Source organism: Nitrosomonas sp. Is79A3, from assembly GCF_000219585.1.
Lineage (GTDB): Bacteria > Pseudomonadota > Gammaproteobacteria > Burkholderiales > Nitrosomonadaceae > Nitrosomonas.
On sequence record NC_015731.1, the window covers coordinates 421981 to 439580 of the forward strand.

A 17600-nucleotide genomic window follows, 5' to 3' on the forward strand; every position below is an offset into this window, starting at 1 on the left:
TATCAATCAATACGAGAAACGGAGATTGCTATGACCAGGATTCACTCAGGTGCAACTCCGGATACCGGATTCTAACAGAGGTATGAACTGAAAGCAGTGTGCGGCAACAGCCGCAACAATGTGCGTTTTTCTGAAACATTGAACCAATAATAAAAAACTTGTTGTTTCGCAGTGGCTAAGTAACAATCCGAATGAGTGGTTTCTTAAGCAGTGCTGTGGGCAAGCATGCAGCGCTGCAAGTGCGGTGTTTTTTATGATGTCGGCACAATCATTAATTTTGTTCGGGAGTAATGGAAATGGGAACACGCGCGGCAGCAAAATCTTTACGGTCAATCTATCAACTTAAAATTACCCTAAAAGGTTTTCGTCCACCAATATGGCGCAGGTTTTTAGTAGCGAGCACAGTCAGCCTGGAAGATGTGCATGATATTTTGCAAATCGTGATGGGATGGACCGATTCCCATATGCACGAGTTCTCTAAGGGAAGCGATCGTTATGGCGTGCCGGATGCGGATTTTCCTTCGGATATTCTGGATGAAGCCAAATACCGGCTTGATCAGGCATTAAAGAAGGAAAAGGATAAGCTGAACTATACTTATGATTTTGGTGATGGCTGGGAGCATGAAGTCATTCTGGAAAAAATCCTGCCGTTTGAAACAGGCGTTGCTTTGCCGGTGTGTCTCAAAGGCAACGGGGCTTGTCCGCCTGAGGATATTGGCGGAATAGGAGGGTATGCGATGTTCCTGGATGCGATTTCGGATCCTGAACATCCGGAACACGAAAGCATGCTGGAATGGATAGCAGAGGATATCGACGGTGACTTTGACCCGGAATATTTTGATCTGGCTGAGGTGAATCATCTGTTGCAGGAATAGTGTGATGGATTGGCGGGATGTATTGATCTCTATGGAATTCAATTCCAGCCTTCGTGGAGCGACAGTTGGTCGAAAATCAGTTGATTCAAGAGAGTAGCTAATTTTAGCAAGCAGCTGGCTACGGGATGCTTTATCTGATTTTCTCCGGATTATAAGCGAGGAGAACAAGCGGATAAAATTGTTATCTGCATTAAAAGAAGGGAAATGATCATGAATAATTTAATAAATCCAATAATTATTAAACGAGGATTACGTATTGGTGATCTTGAGGCAGAAACTGATAAAGAGCTTCTCTCTGCATGTTTTGTTAATAATGGCGATCTTGATTTATTGGTAGAAGTGGATAAGCCTGAAAGTATTATTGTTGGTCGTACCGGTTCTGGAAAAAGCGCATTGCTACTACAGATTCAGGGGCTTGTTGATAAATCAAAAATGCTGGACCCAAATGATATATCAATTAGCAGTAGTGTCCGGAGATTCGAGAATTGTCGCATGATAACTCGTTGAACGACCATTACTAAATGACATATTTTTCTGTAATCGATTTCAACTTGCGCCAAACTTCTGACTTTTGTCAGGAGATTGCATATGCACGCAGGGAAATTGGTGTTTGCCCAATTAATGGAGCACCTGCCTTTGCGCACGTTTCATCAGTGCGTAGCCAGATATTCAGGTCGATATCCAACACTCAAGTTCTCGCATCTCGACCAGTTTCTGTGCATGGCTTTCGCACAACTGACTTACCGCGAGAGTCTGCGCGACATCGAAACCTGTCTGCGCGCCCACCAAGCCAAGCTCTACCATTTGGGCATACGAGGCAACATCGCCAAGAGTACGTTGGCTGATGCCAACGAGCAGCGCGACTGCCGCATCTATATGGATTTCGCGATGAGCCTGATCCAGACAGCCAGAAAGCTTTACGCCAGCGACAGCTTTGCTGTCGAGCTGGAACAAACGGTCTACGCACTCGATACCACGACCATTGACTTGTGCTTGAGCGTCTTTCCGTGGGCACGCTTCCGCTCCACCAAGGCTACCGTTAAGATGCATACGCTGCTTGACCTGCGCGGCAATATTCCAACCTTCATTCATATCAGCGATGGCAAGATGCACGAGGTCAATGTGTTCGACATCCTGACACCCGAAGCTGGCAGCTTTTACATCATGGATCGGGGCTTCACCGATTTTTCTCGCTGGTACACCATGCACCAAGCACAAGCATTTTTTGTAACACGCGCTAAATCCAATCTGCTTTTTCGCCGCGTCTACTCTCGCTCCGTGGACAAATCCACCGGACTACGCTGTGAACAAACCATTGCCCTAAGGGCTCCCAAGGCTAGCAAGGATTATCCTCAGCACCTGCGGCGTATCAAGTTCTACGATGCAGAACACGACAAGCATCTGGTATTTCTAGCCAACAACTTCGACTTACCTGCGCTGACCATCGCTCAGCTTTATCGTTGTCGCTGGCAGGTCGAACTATTCTTCAAGTGGATCAAGCAACATCTTCGTATCAAGCGTTTCTACGGAACTACTGAGAACGCAGTCAAAACGCAGATATGGATTGCCATATCGGTTTATGTCTTGGTTGCCATCGTGAAAAAGCGGCTCAATACCGAAGCTTCGCTTTACACAATTCTACAGATTTTAAGCCTGACTCTTTTCGAGAAAACACCTATCGATCAATTGGTTAAAAATGCCGAGGTGCAAATAACCATGTCGAAAAATAATAACCAACTGAATCTATTTAATTAAATCTCCGGACACTTCTGATCAATTAGGTTTCTTGAGCATTCAGATATTATTCAGTTTTTTGAATCAATAGGAGTGAAACTTGACCTATTTTATAGATTGCTATGGCGACATATTCTTACAGTTGAATTGCTGAAACTACGTTATGACCTAAAGTCGGAGACCGATGGAAGCGGTATACTTGCAAAACTTGCAAGTATGGTAGAACGCGATCCGGTTAAAAAGGAAGCACTGTCATATTTTCGGGAGTGGGGTACTAAGTTTTGGTTAGATACTGATCAACAATTACGTGAAGTGACTGAGAAACTTGGTCAGGAATTGAAAGCGGGTTTTGATACGGAATTACTGGGTGTAGATATTTCACTTGAAGGTGCAAGAAAACTATCAACGGAAAAGAAAACAGCGATAGTACATAAAGCAAACAAAGTAGTGAATTCAATACAAATTAAGAAATTAGCAAGCATCTTGGATTTTCTTGAAGAGTCTGTATTTACTGATCAGCAAAAGAAATATTATTTGCTTATTGATAAGCTAGATGAAGAATGGGCTAACACTGAGACACGATATAGATTTATCCGAGCACTTATTGAGGAGATAAAGACATTTAGAAAAATAAGCAATATCAAAATCATAGTGGCTTTACGAAGAGATTTACTTGATATTGTATTTGATTCCACAAGGGATGCGGGTTTTCAGCAGAAAAAGTATGAGTCTTATATGCTGCCATTATTATGGTCAAAAGACACGTTAGAACAAATGATTGAAAGAAGAATAAATGAGGTATTTAAAAGGCAATACACAAAAGAAGGTGTGAAGTTTGATGATATTTTTCCTTCTCCACGAAAAGGGGGAAAACAAGTAGCGTTAGATTATGTAATCGAAAGAACTCTGCTGCGTCCAAGAGATGTTATGCAATTTCTTAATGAATGCTTTATATCAGCTCTAAACAGTCCTCGTGTATCTTGGGAGGCATTGACTCGCGCAGAGGGGGTTTATTCAGAAAAAAGGATAAAGTCTTTATATGAGGAGTGGAGTCAAGTATATCCGTGTCTAAAGGAAACTATTGAAATATTGCGTGGGATACCATTTATTTTTAAACGCTCAACTTTAGCTGAGCGGTTAAACAATATAGCTGACAAGTTGATAGATAATCATGATGATCCGTGTGGCAAAGCAGTAATTGATTATTGTAATTCCGGTGGTAAAACGAATGAGTCAGAAGTGGTTTCTGAAATATTGAATTGCTTATATAGAATTGGTGCCGTTGGTGTAAAAGTAAGTGCAACCGAGCCATATATGTGGTCTGATCATGGTAAAACAGTACTTTCAAAAAGTGAAATCAAGAGAGTCAATCAAATTCAGGTTCACAAGATGCTATTACGTACACTAGGTATTAATGAGTTAGAAGATGATGCTAGTTGAAAACTGTTACGGAAATCGTAAATAAAGTCTGTAACTAAGTTTATAGATCCGGCCAATAAATAGTTTGATTTTTGTTGATTTTGCATGTCGTAGGAGGATGGAAAAAATAGATGCAAGAACCTTAAAAGATGAAGCGCTGCATGAACGTCGCCGGCAAGTGATTCGTCTTCACAAGCGAGGCGGCAAACCTGGGCAAATAGCGCAGGTTACGGAGCTGAGCGACACGGCTGTGAAGAAGATTATTCGACTTTATGAAGAAGGTGGTGCAGCTGGACTAAAGCCTGGTAGACGCGGCCGACGTACGGGTGACAAACGCAGCCTAAGCGAAGAGCAGGAGTTGAGATTGCAACGGCTTATTTGTGATAAGCGTCCTGAGCAACTGAAGATGGATTTTGCGTTGTGGAATCGTGGGGCGATAAGACAGTTAATTGAGCAGGAATGTGGCATATCCATGCCGATACGCACGGTGGGACACTACCTCAAGCGTTGGGGATTTACCCCGCAGAAGCCGATCCGACGTGCTTATGAACAACGCCTGGAGGCGGTAAAGCAATGGCTCAATGAGCAATATCCGGATATTGCCAAGCGCGCTCAAACTGAAGGCGGGGAGATTCACTGGGGTGATGAGACAGGATTAGTCAATACGGATGTGCGAGGACGTGGCTTTGCACCCAAGGGAAAAACACCCGTGACCTACGCTCCTGGCACGCGGCAACGGTTGTCAATGATTGCCACTGTAACCAACAAAGGCTGTGCACGCTGGCAGATTATTGATGGAAATTTCAATTCAGATAGACTCATTGAATTTCTCGAACTACTGATCAAGGATGCAGGGAAGAAAGTGTTCTTGATCCTGGATAATTTGAGAGTGCACCACAGCAAACCAGTGAAGGCTTGGCTGGAAGAAAATAAGGAAAAGATCGAATGCTTTTATTTACCCAGCTACAGTCCGGAATTAAATCCAGAAGAAAGATTAAACTCAGATTTGAAGCAGGCTATCGGTTCGAAAGTTCCGGTGCGTACCAAGGAGAAATTACATGCCGCTGTCGATGATCATATGTTGATGCTGCAGAATAATCCAGAGCGCGTTGCTTCTTACTTCCAAGATCCGTACGTAAAATATGCCGCTTAAAACTATTTAATGGCCGGATCAATAGTTTTACATGGAATGATATGGACTATAGGGGTTTTTATAAAATCCCTATTTTTCCTCAAACAAGATAGATGATTTCATTTCATTCAAGCAGCAGGAACAACTGCGCGCTTTGGTGGACACGGTCGGCAAGCGCGGCCAACCCGGTCAGAAGCTGCACAATGTGATTTCGGTCGCCATGCTGTCCGAGGGATGGGATGCCGCGAATGTGACGCATATTATGGGGCTGCGTGCATTCACCAGTCAGTTGTTGTGTGAACAAGTGATCGGGCGGGGTTTGCGGGGTGTGGCGCATGATATGGATGAGCAGGGATTGTTTTTGCCGGAATATGTCAATATTTTTGGCGTGCCGCTGTCGATCTTTCAGGATGTGGGGGAAGAAGGAGAAGCACCGCCACCGCCTAAACCGAGTGTGCGCATACAGGTCGAACCAGGCCGTAATCACCTTGAAATTCGATGGCCCAATATTCAACGCATTGATGCCGTGCTGAAGCAGGGATTGGTTATGGATTGGGAGAATGTTCAGCCATAGACACTCGATCCGATGAATACGCCGCTCAATGCGGAAGTGGCGCCATCGCTCACCGGGTTTGCGAATCTATCGATGGCATCAGAAATTGATCTGGAAAAAGCCGTGGATGATTTTAGGCTGCAAAATCTTATTTTCCGTGCTGCCAGAAAGCTGTATTTACAAAGTGCAGATAGCTTCGGCGGCGATAAGCAATTTCTCGCGGTGCAACTGATTCGTATCATGGAAGCGTTTCTCGACAGTGACAAACTGGATATTCCCAGCCTTTGGCATCAAGATCCGATACGCAAGCAGATATTGTTTGCACTGAATATGGATACGGTGGTCGCGCATGTAAGCCGGTTTGTCATCGCGCAAAATACCGAGAAACTTGAGGCGATATTTGATGAATTGAATCCCATCAGCTCCACAGCGCGGATGCGCTCTTGGTTGACCACGCGGCCTTGTCTCGTCACTGAGAAGTCACAGATTAGCCATGTGGTTTACGACAGCGCATGGGAAAAAGTCGTGGCGGATCTCTGTGAGAAAGTGCCGCAGGTGGTTTCATGGGCGAAGAATGATCACCTGGATTTCATAATGCGCTATCTGTGGCGTGGCTCTTCGCGTAATTTTGTTCCGGATTATTTAATTCGCCTGAATAACGGTAAAACGCTGGTTCTTGAAGTGAAAGGTGTCGATAGCGAACAAAACCGGGCGAAACGCGCTGCGATGGAAACTTGGATTAAAGCCGTCAATGAACAAGGCGGTTTTGGTCATTGGTGTTTTGATGTGGTGTTTGAACCAGCGAAAACTCGGGATGTATTGTTAAAGCATGCGGGGATTGATTAGATATTTAAAGCGGTTTGATAGCATTCACGTGATGTGAGGATACAGTTGGACTAAGAAATAACCGAGGCTGATTTGAGAATTGCAGATTGGATTATTTAATAGTTTCGGCAACCTTGGCGTGCTGAAGCCGATAGTCATATCCATAAATAGTCAGGATATCCCAATCGCTCTGTGAAGAAAAATGGAGTTTGTTACGAATACGGCTGATATGCGTATCGACTGTGCGCGTATCAATTTCAGCCGCTAATCCCCATATTTTTTCCAACAGATGAATTCTCGACAGCAGTTTGTCGGTGTTCTGAAACAGATAGCAAGCGAGCGCAAATTCTTTCTGGGTAAGACCGGCATTTTTGCCGTCAACGATTATTTCCTGATTCTCTGGATCGATCTTGTAAGGTCCGAAATGAAGTATGCTGGATGGTTTTTCCCGGCTGCGGCGCGCTAATGATTCTATTCTGGCAAGTAACTCGAAATACCGCGAGGATTTTACAAAATAATCATCCGCACCCATATGCAGAACATTGACAACATCGGATTCGCTGTTGCGTGAGGTGACGCATATTACTGGGATATGCCAATCGAAGTTTTTTCGAATCCATTCGAGCACTTCTCCGGCAGTTCCGTCAGGCAGCATCCAATCGATAACGAGTAAATCAAATCTTTTATCCCTGAGCGCATCGATAAAAGCAGAAATTGTTCCAAAGAATTCGCATTGGTATTGAGTTGGCGAGAACAGAAGCTCATAGATGGCTATTTGAGTTGCTTCGTCTTCAAGTATTCCTATGCGCATAGACTGTTTTCAGTTGATGAATGGTATTTGATTGGTAATCGGGTGTTCAAGTCTTTTCTTGAATGGAATGTCAACATCACACCGCTTTAAGGCTTCTGGAATTGCCGCAGTTACAACGTTAAAAGGCGGTGTCTGTTCAAATGAATTATGAATTGTGCCATGTTTAGGAAGCTCTGATTAAGTTGATTGCCGTTCGTCCTGAGCCTGTTGAAGGACTTAATCAGAGCTTCCTTTACACAGAAATATTCTGCAATGAAATATGCAAAGCATCCGCGATACCTTTCCCATAGGCGGGATCAGCCTTAAGGTAATTCCGGATATTGCGGGGATCTGGATCTCGCGCGGAGAGCCACTGATTGAATTGGTAAGTGTTTGTAAACAGTATTTGTTGCTATGTATTAGCAACAAATACTTGAACTTTTTCAGGAAACGTGTATCTTATCTATGTCTTTTGGATTCAAGTTATTAAATTGTGATGCTTTTGGTTGACCATTTTTCCTTGATATTCGATGGCTACTATGGATTACCATAGACGTAAATTTTTAATTATTAAGGAAATAACATGGCAACAGGTATTGTAAAATGGTTTAATGACGCTAAAGGTTTTGGTTTTATTACTCCAGACAACGGTGGAGAAGATTTATTTGCACACTTCTCTGCAATCAATAGCAATGGTTTTAAATCATTGCGCGAAGCTCAGCGCGTTACCTTTGATGTAACAACAGGACCTAAAGGTAAACAAGCTTCAAATATTGTGCCTGAATAAATTAGAGTATCAATAACAAAAAACCCCGGTTACCCGGGGTTTTTTGTTGGTGAATCAGGTAGTCGCGAGTTTTCTTTTATTTCTTAAGCTTTTATCCTTTTTCTTGCATACTCGATTAGCACGATTCCTTGTTATGCCATGTAAATTATGGAAATAGATTGATGTCGAAGGTGCCTGAAGTAGATCCGGTTTGGCGCTGGATTCGCCAAGAAGATCTACACCGAGGTAAACCCAATCAGCGCAAATCTTAGGTATACCATCTTCAACACAAGTCTTACGAGTAACCAATCCGCATATCATCACGCTTCTCCAACGAGAGGAGCTTTCCGTGCATGAGTTGACCAGAGCATCATGAATCACAGCGAGCCTCACATGATTTTCTTGTATCAAAAACAGGCTCGCTGACGTCATCCCCAAGCGTAATTTCTGGGAAATCCTGCTTGAGATACGGTAGCATAGCGTCATTTTTAAAATGATCTGATTATTTACTATGCCCGTTAATATTCCCCCTTTACTTCCCGAAAATTTATTGCCCGTTGCAGGTGTAGCTCTTGGTATTGCTGAAGCCGGTATCAAAAAGGCGAATCGCAAGGATTTGCTGGTAATGCTGCTGGATGAAGGCAGCAAAGTTGCCGGTGTGTTTACGCAGAACCGTTTTTGTGCTGCCCCGGTGATTGTGGCGAAGCAGCATTTGGCGCAGTCGCCCATTCGCGCGCTGGTGGTCAATACCGGCAACGCCAACGCCGGCACCGGTGAAGCGGGAATTCAGCATGCGCTGGCAACTTGCGCCGAAGCGGGCCGGTTATTGGGTTGCGCCACGCAGCAGGTGTTGCCGTTCTCGACTGGCGTGATCATGGAGCCGCTGCCGGTCGATAAGATTGTTCAAGGATTGCCCGCTGCGGTGGCCAACTGCAAGGTGGATAACTGGTTCAACGCCGCGCACGCGATTATGACGACGGATATCGTGCCGAAGGCGGCCTCAAAGCAGGTACAGATCGGTGGTAAAACCGTGACGGTGACTGGCATCGCCAAAGGTTCCGGCATGATCCGCCCGAATATGGCAACGATGCTGGGGTATGTGGCGACCAATGCGGCCATCAGTCAGGCCTCGTTACAGGAGCTGGTCAGGTACGCAGCGGATCACTCGTTTAACCGCATCACGGTAGACGGCGATACGTCGACCAACGACGCGTTCATTGTCGTGGCAACCGGGAAAGCCGGAAATGCGGAAATTACCCGGCAAGACAGCAGCGAATTTAGCCAATTGCAGCAAGCCGTAACCGCAGTTGCTGCCGACCTGGCAAAAATGATCGTACGCGACGGCGAAGGCGCAACCAAGTTCATTACCGTGCAAATCGAAGCGGGCAAGGATACGGAGGAATGCGCCAAAGTGGCGTATGCGATTGCGCACTCGCCGCTGGTCAAAACCGCGTTTTTCGCCTCCGATCCTAACCTGGGTAGGATTCTTGCTGCAATCGGTTATGCCGGTGTCGGCGATTTGAATGTGGATACCATTCAGCTTTATCTCGACGATGTCCTGGTGGCGGAGAAAGGCGGGCGCGCAGCCAATTATCAAGAAGCAGATGGACAACGCGTGATGAATCAATTAGAAATCACCATCCGTGTCGTGCTGAATCGTGGTGTCGCATCGACTACGGTGTGGACCTGCGATTTTTCTTATGATTACGTTAAGATTAATGCGAGCTACCGCAGCTAAGCCAATATCCCATGAATGATTTCGAGAAACTCTATGAGCGGGCAGACAAACTGCTCGATCACTTGGAAAAGTTTTTGCCGATTACACAACCGGAACCTGACTGGCAAACGGCGATCGCTTTTCGCTGGCGCAGGCAGGGCAATGCCAAGTATATTCAGCCGGTGATACAGCCACACCGGATTACACTCGATGCATTATGCGGTATTGACGATCAGAAACAGCGTATTGATCAGAATACACAGCAGTTTGTGCAGGGATTTTCTGCCAATAATGTGTTACTGACCGGCGCGCGCGGCACAGGGAAATCTTCATTAATCAAGGCATTGTTGAATAAATATGCTGGTGATGGATTGCGGCTAATCGAAGTAGAAAAACATCATCTTGTCGATCTGCATGATATTGTGGAAATGATTTATCAGCGCCCGGAACGTTTTATTTTGTTTTGTGATGATTTGTCATTTGAAAGCGACGAGCCGGGGTATAAAGCGCTTAAGGTTGTACTGGATGGGTCGATCGCCACGGTTTCCGATAATGTTGTGATCTATGCCACATCGAACCGGCGTCATATGGTGCCAGAGTTCATGCGCGATAATCTTGATACGCGGCACATCGGCGAGGAAGTGCATCCGAGCGAGGCGATTGAGGAAAAAATCTCCTTATCGGAACGTTTTGGTTTGTGGGTGTCGTTTTATCCTTTCGATCAGGAGCACTATTTGCAAATCGTGCGTTACTGGCTGGCTTATTTTGGCATCCAGGAAATGACCGCATTGGCGCGTACAGAAGCTTTGCAATGGGCTCTGGAACGCGGTTCACGCAGCGGGCGGGTAGCTTGGCAGTTTGCGCGGGATCTGGCGGGTAGACAAAAATCAGGCAGTGGCAATTAAAATAGTTCATGCACCGTTTATCCGCACCACTTGCTGAATCAGTCCCAATCGTTGAAGTCGTCGCAGCTGTGATTTTACGGCCAGATGGTCAGTTTTTGCTGGCGCGCCGGCCCGGAGGAAAAGTCTATTCCGGTTATTGGGAATTTCCTGGCGGCAAGGTAGAGAAAAACGAATCGTTGTTGCATGCGCTCGAGCGCGAGTTGTGGGAAGAGCTGGGAATCCATATTCGTCAAGCCCATCCTTGGTTAACCAGGATTTTTACCTATTCCCATGCAACGGTGCGCTTGCATTTTTTTCGCGTGGTGGAATGGGAAGGCAAGCCTTCGCCCAGGGAAAAACAAGGATTATCCTGGCAACAGCCGCATCAAGTTGAAGTGTCTCCCATCCTGCCCGCCAATGGCCCCATTTTGCAAGCGCTTTTGTTGCCGCCGGTTTATGCTATTACCCAAGCTACTGAGATCGGGATTGAAGCGACATTGAAGCAGATTGAACAAGCATTGCAGAATGGCTTGCACTTGCTGCAGATTCGTGAGAAACAAATGGCTAAAGATGTGCTGCGGGAATTTTCCTTGCAGGTACTCGCGCTTGCGCAGTCTTATCAAGCGAAAGTGTTGATAAATGGCGATGCGGAACTGGCTCGTGAGATGGGTGCCGACGGTGTGCATTTTACGTCATCGCAACTGATGGCATTGCCGTGCCGCCCTGATTCGGAATACGGATTATGTGGCGCATCCTGCCACAATGCTGAAGAACTTTTTGCAGCAGAGCAGTTGGGGCTTGATTTTGTCGTGTTGGGACCGGTTCAATCTACACAAAGTCATCCGGGGCTGACTCCATTGGGTTGGAGAAGATTTGCCGCGCTGATTCGTGATTATTCATTGCCGGTTTATGCGTTGGGCGGACTACATCCGGAAGATTTGCCGATAGCGCAGGAAATGGGTGCGCACGGTATAGCCATGATGCGAGGTATCGTATAATTGATTGAAATGATGCAGCGGAAAAATTATTTATGGATTATTCAGTGAATTCATACGTTTCCGGATTGGTATAAACCGCTACCTGATTCCTGCCGCCTTTTTTAGCGGCGTATAGTGCTTTGTCCGCTCTGTCCAGCAAAGTTGTGCCGATAAATTCGGCATCAGGTGGCTGCGCGGTTAATAAGCTTCTCAAACTGGCCATACCGATAGAAATCGATACTCTGAATTGTTTATCATTAAAATTCAGTGTGGTGGAGCAAATCGCTTGGCGTAGACGTTCCGCGATTTCATGAGCAGCTTGCAGTGTTGTCGTAGGCAGAGCGACGACGAATTCTTCCCCGCCATAGCGAGCCACAATATCACAGGACCTGACCTGTTCTTTTATTAAGCTGACCATATGCCGTAACACCAAGTCACCTGTTTGATGCCCGTAGGTGTCATTTACATTTTTGAAGTGATCAACGTCAAGAAACATGCAAATGAGATCATCATCCCAGCGGATGCATCTGGCAATCTCATCTTTGAAACGCAGGTCGAAATAGCGGCGGTTATAAGCTTGTGTCAGAACATCCTGATAACTGACTTCCTTGATTCTTTGCTGGTTGAGGCAATTTTCTACTGCAACGGCAGTCATAGCTGATAGCTTCTGCAGAAAAAGCGTTCCAACACCTTGTTGGTAGCGGTTAATATCGTGGCTTAGCAACAATAATGCGCCGATGATTCGATCGCTACGCAGAAGCGGTAAGAACGCAGCGCTTCGAATTTGAGCTTTATTTTTTAAATTGACTGTCATCCAAGGATATTTTTTTAATACTTCAGTGCCCAATATTGGGTGACTGACCAATGATTGGATGATTTCCGCATCTTTTAAGGTATCAAGAATCAGTAATTTGTTCTCAAAATTCAGACGCGCTTCTTCATCGTGATCAAAAAACAGGCGTTCGGTATCTCTATGATGATCGACGAGACATAACACAACATCCAGAAGTTGAAAGCGTGCTATGGTCTGGGATAGCAGTAAATCGCGCAATTGTTTTGGCGTACTGGCTCCAATAATTTCGAAACCAAAAGCTTCATATAATTCCTGCTTTTTTTCATTGGCCCTAGCCTGTTTGATTAGATGATCCAGCTTGCGCTGTAATTGGCGATTCTTCTCATAAATCGACTCATCCATTAGCTAGACTCATTTGTTTTGTTATCTTCCAGATCTTTCTCTGGCTCAGGAATTCGATAAGATTCTTGAGCCCATTGCGATAAATCGTTTGTTTTGCACCGTTCAGAACAAAATGGGCGAAAGCGGCTGTCCGGTTCCCAGACTACACGCTTACCACATTGAGGGCAATTGACGATGCGTTGTTGCATAAAAGTGGATCTTTGTTTTGTTGTTAGATAATAAGCGCTTTGTTCTAGCGAAAAATAAGTAGAATAGTTATAAAATCATTGCGCGCAGGCCTTGATATTGAATAATTTGATTTAAACCCCCACCAGGATAAATGAAATCCAACGTCTATTCTTGCAGAAATTTAATATTGTTTCAGCTTTCATTATGATATTTTTCTGTATTTTAAAAAAATTTCGCACAAGCTAGCTTTAATTTTTCAATTTACTTTTATTTAAAGGTTGGTAATTCTGGCTACTCGACAAGAACTTTCAGATTTTCTGGCTGAAACCGAGAGGCGCGCATACAAACAAGCAATGTTTGCGGTTCATGACGAACATGTGGCATTGGATATTGTGCAAGATTCTATGATGAAGCTCGCGCTAAAATATGCTTCGAAACCGATCGAAGAGTTACCGCTTTTATTTCAACGTATCTTGCAGAATACCATTCGCGATTACTATCGACGGCAAAAGATTCGCTCATTATGGACTACGCTGTTTTCAGCATTTACACCCAATGATCAGAGCAAGAACCAGGAAGACTTCGATATTCTCGAAACTTTGCAGATAAAACCGGAATCCAATTTTGCTGAGGAGCCCGACACGCAGCTTGAGAGAGTACAGTTGATTGGTTTAATAGAAAATGCGATGGAAATTCTTCCAGCACGTCAACGAGAAGCCTTCATACTGCGTTATTGGGAAGAAATGAGTTTAGCGGAGACAGCTGTAATTATGAAATGTTCGGAAGGGAGTGTAAAAACCCATTGCTCACGGGCAGTTCATACATTAGCAACAATTCTCAGGGAGAAAGGAGTGAAATTATGAATGAGCAAGAGCTGGGAAAAGAAATTGCCAGATTTTTGGACTTTGGTGCTGATGAGACTATTAAACAGAGTACTTTGTATCGGTTGCAATCTGCCCGTAGAGCGGCTTTAGAAAATTGTCAGCCCGAATTCAAGATCATTAATTCAGGTGATGGTACTACCGTTTATGGTGGACATGACGAGCATTTTAATACTGGGAAGCTTTTATTGTTACTGTTAGTGCTGTTTGCTTTTGCTTTGGTGTCGGCAACCTATTGGCAGTTCCTGGAAAAAAGTAAGTCAGTCATAGATAATACGGTACTGGTTGATGACGTATCGATAGATGCTCATATTGATAATGAACATGAATCGGATGATGAGTTGTCGATAGATGCTTATATTGACAACGTACTTCAACTGGTTGATGACTTATCGGCAGATGCAGAAAATGCGAGTGAGCCTGAACGTGAATTGGTTGATGACTTGCCAATGGATGTGCGTATTGATAATGAGTCTGAGCTGGTTGATGATATACCGACAGATACTCATATTGATAATGAACTTCACGAATGGTTGGATTCCAATTAATTATTCTTATTGGTTTTTAATTTTTTCTTTGACGCCTTATCAGAAGCCAGTATATCTTTGTGGAAAGAATTAGAACTACAGCAGTGAGATTAAATTACAATTTAGTGCTGGCATGAAAACGAGTAATTCCGGGAGGGTTTAGAAAAAGTTCTTAAACCTAGGCGCTAGCAGTTATCAGCTAGTATAAAATACGCGCATATTTGATTAAGCGGGAATGATGAAACATGTCATTAGGGAAGCTGCTTCTGTCAGCTAATAGCAAATCCAGTGATCAATCCAGCTAGCAATTGATTGCATTTCTTTACTCATTTTCTAGAGAGATTCTTATCTTATCCTTACTTGCAGCTTAGCGAATGCAGCAAATCCTGAATCTATCATTGAATAATCTTCCATCAATCTGGGTCGAAGCACTTTCATCGCAATTAATCGCCGAAGAAAATGTAATTGCTTGGCTTGAAGTCGATCTCAATACCCAACTCCATTTTGCTGACAGTATAGTAGTAGTGACCAATAAACGCTTACTGACCAAAATGGTAAGCGATGAGATTTGGCAAGAATGGCGTTATCAGCAGGGCTTAGTACTGACGCAACGAGATTACGCCGGTGTCGGTTGTCTTGAATTGTTTGATACACAAGCCCGGCTAGCCTATTGGCGTTACCGATTAGGTAACGATATAGCAGTGAGTCGACTGATCGAATGCTTTACGCAACAGCTCGATTATTATCTTACCGGTAAGCTGCCGGTATCGGATCATGCACAAATTCAATGTCCGAATTGCGCTGCCTTTTTATCCCCTGAACAAGAAGAGTGTCCGGTTTGTGACAAACAAAGTCATACTCCGCCTTCTACTTGGACATTATTGCGTTTGTGGCGCTTCGCCAAGCCTTACAAGGGACGCTTGCTCATCGGATTTCTGTTGACCTTGTGCAGTACCGCTGCAACGTTGGTACCGCCGTATTTGACCATGCCGCTCATGGATAATGTGCTGATACCGTATCAGAACGGTCAACCGATCAATACGGATTTAGTAAAGTTGTATTTATCTGGCTTGTTAGGCGCGGCAGTGCTTGCCTGGATGCTGGGCTGGGCGCGAACGTATATGCTGGCGCTGGTTTCGGAGCGTATTGGTGCCGATCTGCGTACTACAACCTATGAACACCTTCTCAGTCTTTCCCAGGAATATTTCGGTGGCAAACGTACCGGTGATTTAATGGCACGCATCGGCGCTGAAACTGATCGTATTAATCTTTTTATTTCATTGCATTTGCTGGATTTTGCCACCGACGTCATCATGATTGTTATGACCGCCGTGATTCTGATTTCAATCAACCCGTGGCTGGCCCTCGTGACGCTTGTGCCGCTGCCGATCATCGCGTGGTTGATTCATCTGGTTCGTGACCGGTTGCGAATTGGTTTTGAGAAGGTTGATCGTATCTGGGCTGAAGTGAATAATGTGCTTGCGGATACTATCCCGGGCATCCGGGTGGTGAAGGCATTTGCACAGGAAAAGAGAGAAGCGGCGCGCTTCCATGCCGCAAACCAGCGGAATTTGCAGATCAATGACCGTGTAAACAGAATCTGGTCGTTATTTACACCGACCGTTACGTTACTGACAGAAGTCGGATTGCTAGTCGTGTGGGTATTTGGTATTTGGCAGATATCGAAGGATGAAATTACGGTTGGGGTGCTTACGGCCTTTCTTGCTTATATAGGCCGCTTTTATATACGACTCGATACGATGAGCCGTATTGTTTCCGTCACGCAAAAAGCCGCCGCGGGCACCAAGCGGATTTTTGATATTCTGGATCATGTTTCCAGCGTTCCAGAATCATCAAATCCGGTGCATTTGCCGGTAATTCAAGGACAGATTGAGTTGCGTAATGTCGGTTTCCGTTACGGAACGCGCAGCATCACGCGTGAAATCAATCTGGTTATCAAACCCGGAGAAATGATCGGTTTGGTTGGACACAGCGGTTCCGGGAAAAGCACCTTGGTAAATCTGATCTGCCGTTTCTACGATGTTACCGAAGGGATGATTCTGATCGATGGGCATGATATACGCACGTTACCGATTGCTGAGTATCGCAAACATATCGGGCTGGTACTTCAGGAACCATTCCTGTTTTACGGCACCATTGCGGAAAATATTGCCTATGGTAAACCGGATGCCACACGCCCGGAAATTGTTTCAGCCGCTCGCGCGGCGCATGCCCATGAATTTATTCTGCGCCTGCCTCTTGGTTATGATTCGCTGGTGGGCGAGCGCGGTCAAGCACTGTCAGGCGGGGAACGTCAGCGTATTTCGATTGCTCGCGCCCTATTGATTGATCCGCGTATTCTGATTCTGGATGAAGCGACTTCTTCGGTCGACACAACAACTGAAAAAGACATTCAAAAGGCATTGGACAATCTGGTGCGTGGCCGTACAACGATTGCCATCGCGCATCGCTTGTCAACTTTGCGCGAGGCTAATCGATTGATTGTTCTTGATCGGGGGAGGATCGTCGAAATTGGAGATCACGCCGAATTGATGGCACGCGAAGGCTATTATTATCGCTTGTATCTGGCTCAGGCGCGTAATGTCGATACTGAAGACCGGGCCATTACTTCTGTTGCGGAGCATAGCGCTGCGGGGGAGCGTATATGAGTGATGCAGATAAATATCAATTAAGCCGGAACGCATACGGGCGATTGGTTTTTGCCGATCGATCCGGCTTGATGCAGGAAGGTGTAGTGCCCGTACGTTCATTTCCGATTACTGATCCAGATCTGGGTATTGCTCTGATTGATTCGCATGGTCATGAGTTATTGTGGATAGAGCGACTGGCTGATTTGCCGGAAGATTATCGTGAACTCATTGAATCGGAGCTTGCGAATCGTGAATTTATGCCCGAGATAAAACGTGTTCTTAAGGTTTCAAGTTTTATTACACCGAATACCTGGCAAGTTGAAACGGATCGTGGTGAGTCTACTTTTATACTCAATGGTGAAGAAGATATTCGCCGATTAACAGCATCATCGTTAATGATTGCGGATAGCTATGGCATTCATTTTTTGATTCGTGATCGTTTGGCGCTTGATCGCCATAGCCGTAAATTGCTGGATCATTTTCTTTAATACCAGCTGCTGTTTTGT

At 45.0% G+C, this 17600-nt stretch carries 18 protein-coding genes; 15 read left to right on the forward strand and 3 right to left on the reverse strand.

Translation table 11 applies throughout. The features are described 5' to 3' along the window. Window positions 1-296: 296 nt before the first annotated feature. The 7 genes from NIT79A3_RS01950 to NIT79A3_RS18980 all read left to right on the forward strand — a co-directional run bounded on the left by NIT79A3_RS01950 (window position 297) and on the right by NIT79A3_RS18980 (window position 6559). Window positions 297-875, forward strand: a complete 579-nt coding sequence (locus NIT79A3_RS01950) for a plasmid pRiA4b ORF-3 family protein (protein ID WP_013964585.1) — start codon at window positions 297-299, stop codon at window positions 873-875. A gap of 210 nt (window positions 876-1085) precedes the next feature. Beyond that, window positions 1086-1382: a hypothetical protein gene (locus NIT79A3_RS01955; protein ID WP_041360066.1), complete on the forward strand. Its 297-nt coding sequence runs from the start codon at window positions 1086-1088 to the stop codon at window positions 1380-1382. Between the two features lie 81 nt (window positions 1383-1463). Next, window positions 1464-2630 (forward strand): IS4 family transposase, encoded by a 1167-nt coding sequence (locus tag NIT79A3_RS01960; RefSeq protein WP_013964586.1) that lies wholly within the window; start codon window positions 1464-1466, stop codon window positions 2628-2630. A 126-nt stretch (window positions 2631-2756) separates the two neighbouring features. After that, window positions 2757-4049: a hypothetical protein gene (locus NIT79A3_RS01965; protein ID WP_198009380.1), complete on the forward strand. Its 1293-nt coding sequence runs from the start codon at window positions 2757-2759 to the stop codon at window positions 4047-4049. A gap of 97 nt (window positions 4050-4146) precedes the next feature. Beyond that, the gene (locus NIT79A3_RS01970) at window positions 4147-5181 is read left to right on the forward strand and encodes an IS630 family transposase (protein ID WP_013964587.1); all 1035 of its coding nucleotides are present in this window, start codon (window positions 4147-4149) and stop codon (window positions 5179-5181) included. Window positions 5182-5314: 133 nt separating this feature from the next. Then, window positions 5315-5734, forward strand: a complete 420-nt coding sequence (locus tag NIT79A3_RS18975) for a hypothetical protein (protein ID WP_198009381.1) — start codon at window positions 5315-5317, stop codon at window positions 5732-5734. A 12-nt stretch (window positions 5735-5746) separates the two neighbouring features. Next, window positions 5747-6559: a hypothetical protein gene (locus NIT79A3_RS18980; RefSeq protein ID WP_198009382.1), complete on the forward strand. Its 813-nt coding sequence runs from the start codon at window positions 5747-5749 to the stop codon at window positions 6557-6559. A 91-nt stretch (window positions 6560-6650) separates the two neighbouring features. Here the strand turns inward: NIT79A3_RS18980 and NIT79A3_RS01980 are convergent, their stop codons facing one another. After that, window positions 6651-7349, reverse strand: a complete 699-nt coding sequence (locus NIT79A3_RS01980; protein ID WP_013964588.1) for a response regulator transcription factor — start codon at window positions 7347-7349, stop codon at window positions 6651-6653. Window positions 7350-7911: 562 nt separating this feature from the next. On the opposite strand from NIT79A3_RS01980, the gene NIT79A3_RS01985 reads away from it, so the two are divergent. From NIT79A3_RS01985 to NIT79A3_RS02005, 4 genes are all read left to right on the forward strand, one after another. Further along, window positions 7912-8115, forward strand: coding sequence for a cold-shock protein (locus NIT79A3_RS01985; RefSeq protein ID WP_013964589.1), 204 nt, complete (start codon window positions 7912-7914; stop codon window positions 8113-8115). Between the two features lie 490 nt (window positions 8116-8605). Further along, window positions 8606-9832, forward strand: coding sequence for a bifunctional glutamate N-acetyltransferase/amino-acid acetyltransferase ArgJ (gene argJ / locus NIT79A3_RS01995; RefSeq protein ID WP_013964591.1), 1227 nt, complete (start codon window positions 8606-8608; stop codon window positions 9830-9832). Between the two features lie 11 nt (window positions 9833-9843). Further along, on the forward strand, window positions 9844-10716 hold the full coding sequence (locus tag NIT79A3_RS02000) for an ATP-binding protein (RefSeq protein ID WP_013964592.1): 873 nt from the start codon (window positions 9844-9846) through the stop codon (window positions 10714-10716). Window positions 10717-10724: 8 nt separating this feature from the next. Further along, window positions 10725-11693, forward strand: coding sequence for a Nudix family hydrolase (locus tag NIT79A3_RS02005; protein ID WP_013964593.1), 969 nt, complete (start codon window positions 10725-10727; stop codon window positions 11691-11693). Window positions 11694-11730: 37 nt separating this feature from the next. Here NIT79A3_RS02005 and NIT79A3_RS02010 read toward each other — a convergent pair whose 3' ends face one another. Both NIT79A3_RS02010 and NIT79A3_RS18105 read right to left on the reverse strand, forming a co-directional pair. Continuing rightward, window positions 11731-12867, reverse strand: a complete 1137-nt coding sequence (locus NIT79A3_RS02010; RefSeq protein WP_013964594.1) for a sensor domain-containing diguanylate cyclase — start codon at window positions 12865-12867, stop codon at window positions 11731-11733. Further along, complete coding sequence (locus NIT79A3_RS18105; RefSeq protein WP_013964595.1) at window positions 12867-13055, reverse strand: DNA gyrase inhibitor YacG; 189 nt, start codon at window positions 13053-13055, stop codon at window positions 12867-12869. The genes NIT79A3_RS02010 and NIT79A3_RS18105 overlap by 1 nt, the downstream gene beginning before the upstream one ends. A 267-nt stretch (window positions 13056-13322) precedes the next feature. Between NIT79A3_RS18105 and NIT79A3_RS02015 the strand changes: the two genes are divergently transcribed. From NIT79A3_RS02015 to NIT79A3_RS02030, 4 genes are all read left to right on the forward strand, one after another. Then, entirely contained in the window at window positions 13323-13898 is a 576-nt protein-coding gene (locus NIT79A3_RS02015) for an RNA polymerase sigma factor (protein ID WP_041360467.1), read from the forward strand. Continuing rightward, the gene (locus NIT79A3_RS18110) at window positions 13895-14464 is read left to right on the forward strand and encodes a DUF3619 family protein (protein ID WP_013964597.1); all 570 of its coding nucleotides are present in this window, start codon (window positions 13895-13897) and stop codon (window positions 14462-14464) included. Before NIT79A3_RS02015 ends, NIT79A3_RS18110 begins: the two co-directional genes overlap by 4 nt. Window positions 14465-14817: 353 nt before the next feature. Then, window positions 14818-17112, forward strand: a complete 2295-nt coding sequence (locus tag NIT79A3_RS02025; RefSeq protein ID WP_013964598.1) for an ABC transporter ATP-binding protein — start codon at window positions 14818-14820, stop codon at window positions 17110-17112. Continuing rightward, the gene (locus NIT79A3_RS02030; protein ID WP_013964599.1) at window positions 17109-17582 is read left to right on the forward strand and encodes a DUF1854 domain-containing protein; all 474 of its coding nucleotides are present in this window, start codon (window positions 17109-17111) and stop codon (window positions 17580-17582) included. Before NIT79A3_RS02025 ends, NIT79A3_RS02030 begins: the two co-directional genes overlap by 4 nt. Window positions 17583-17600 lie beyond the last annotated feature (18 nt).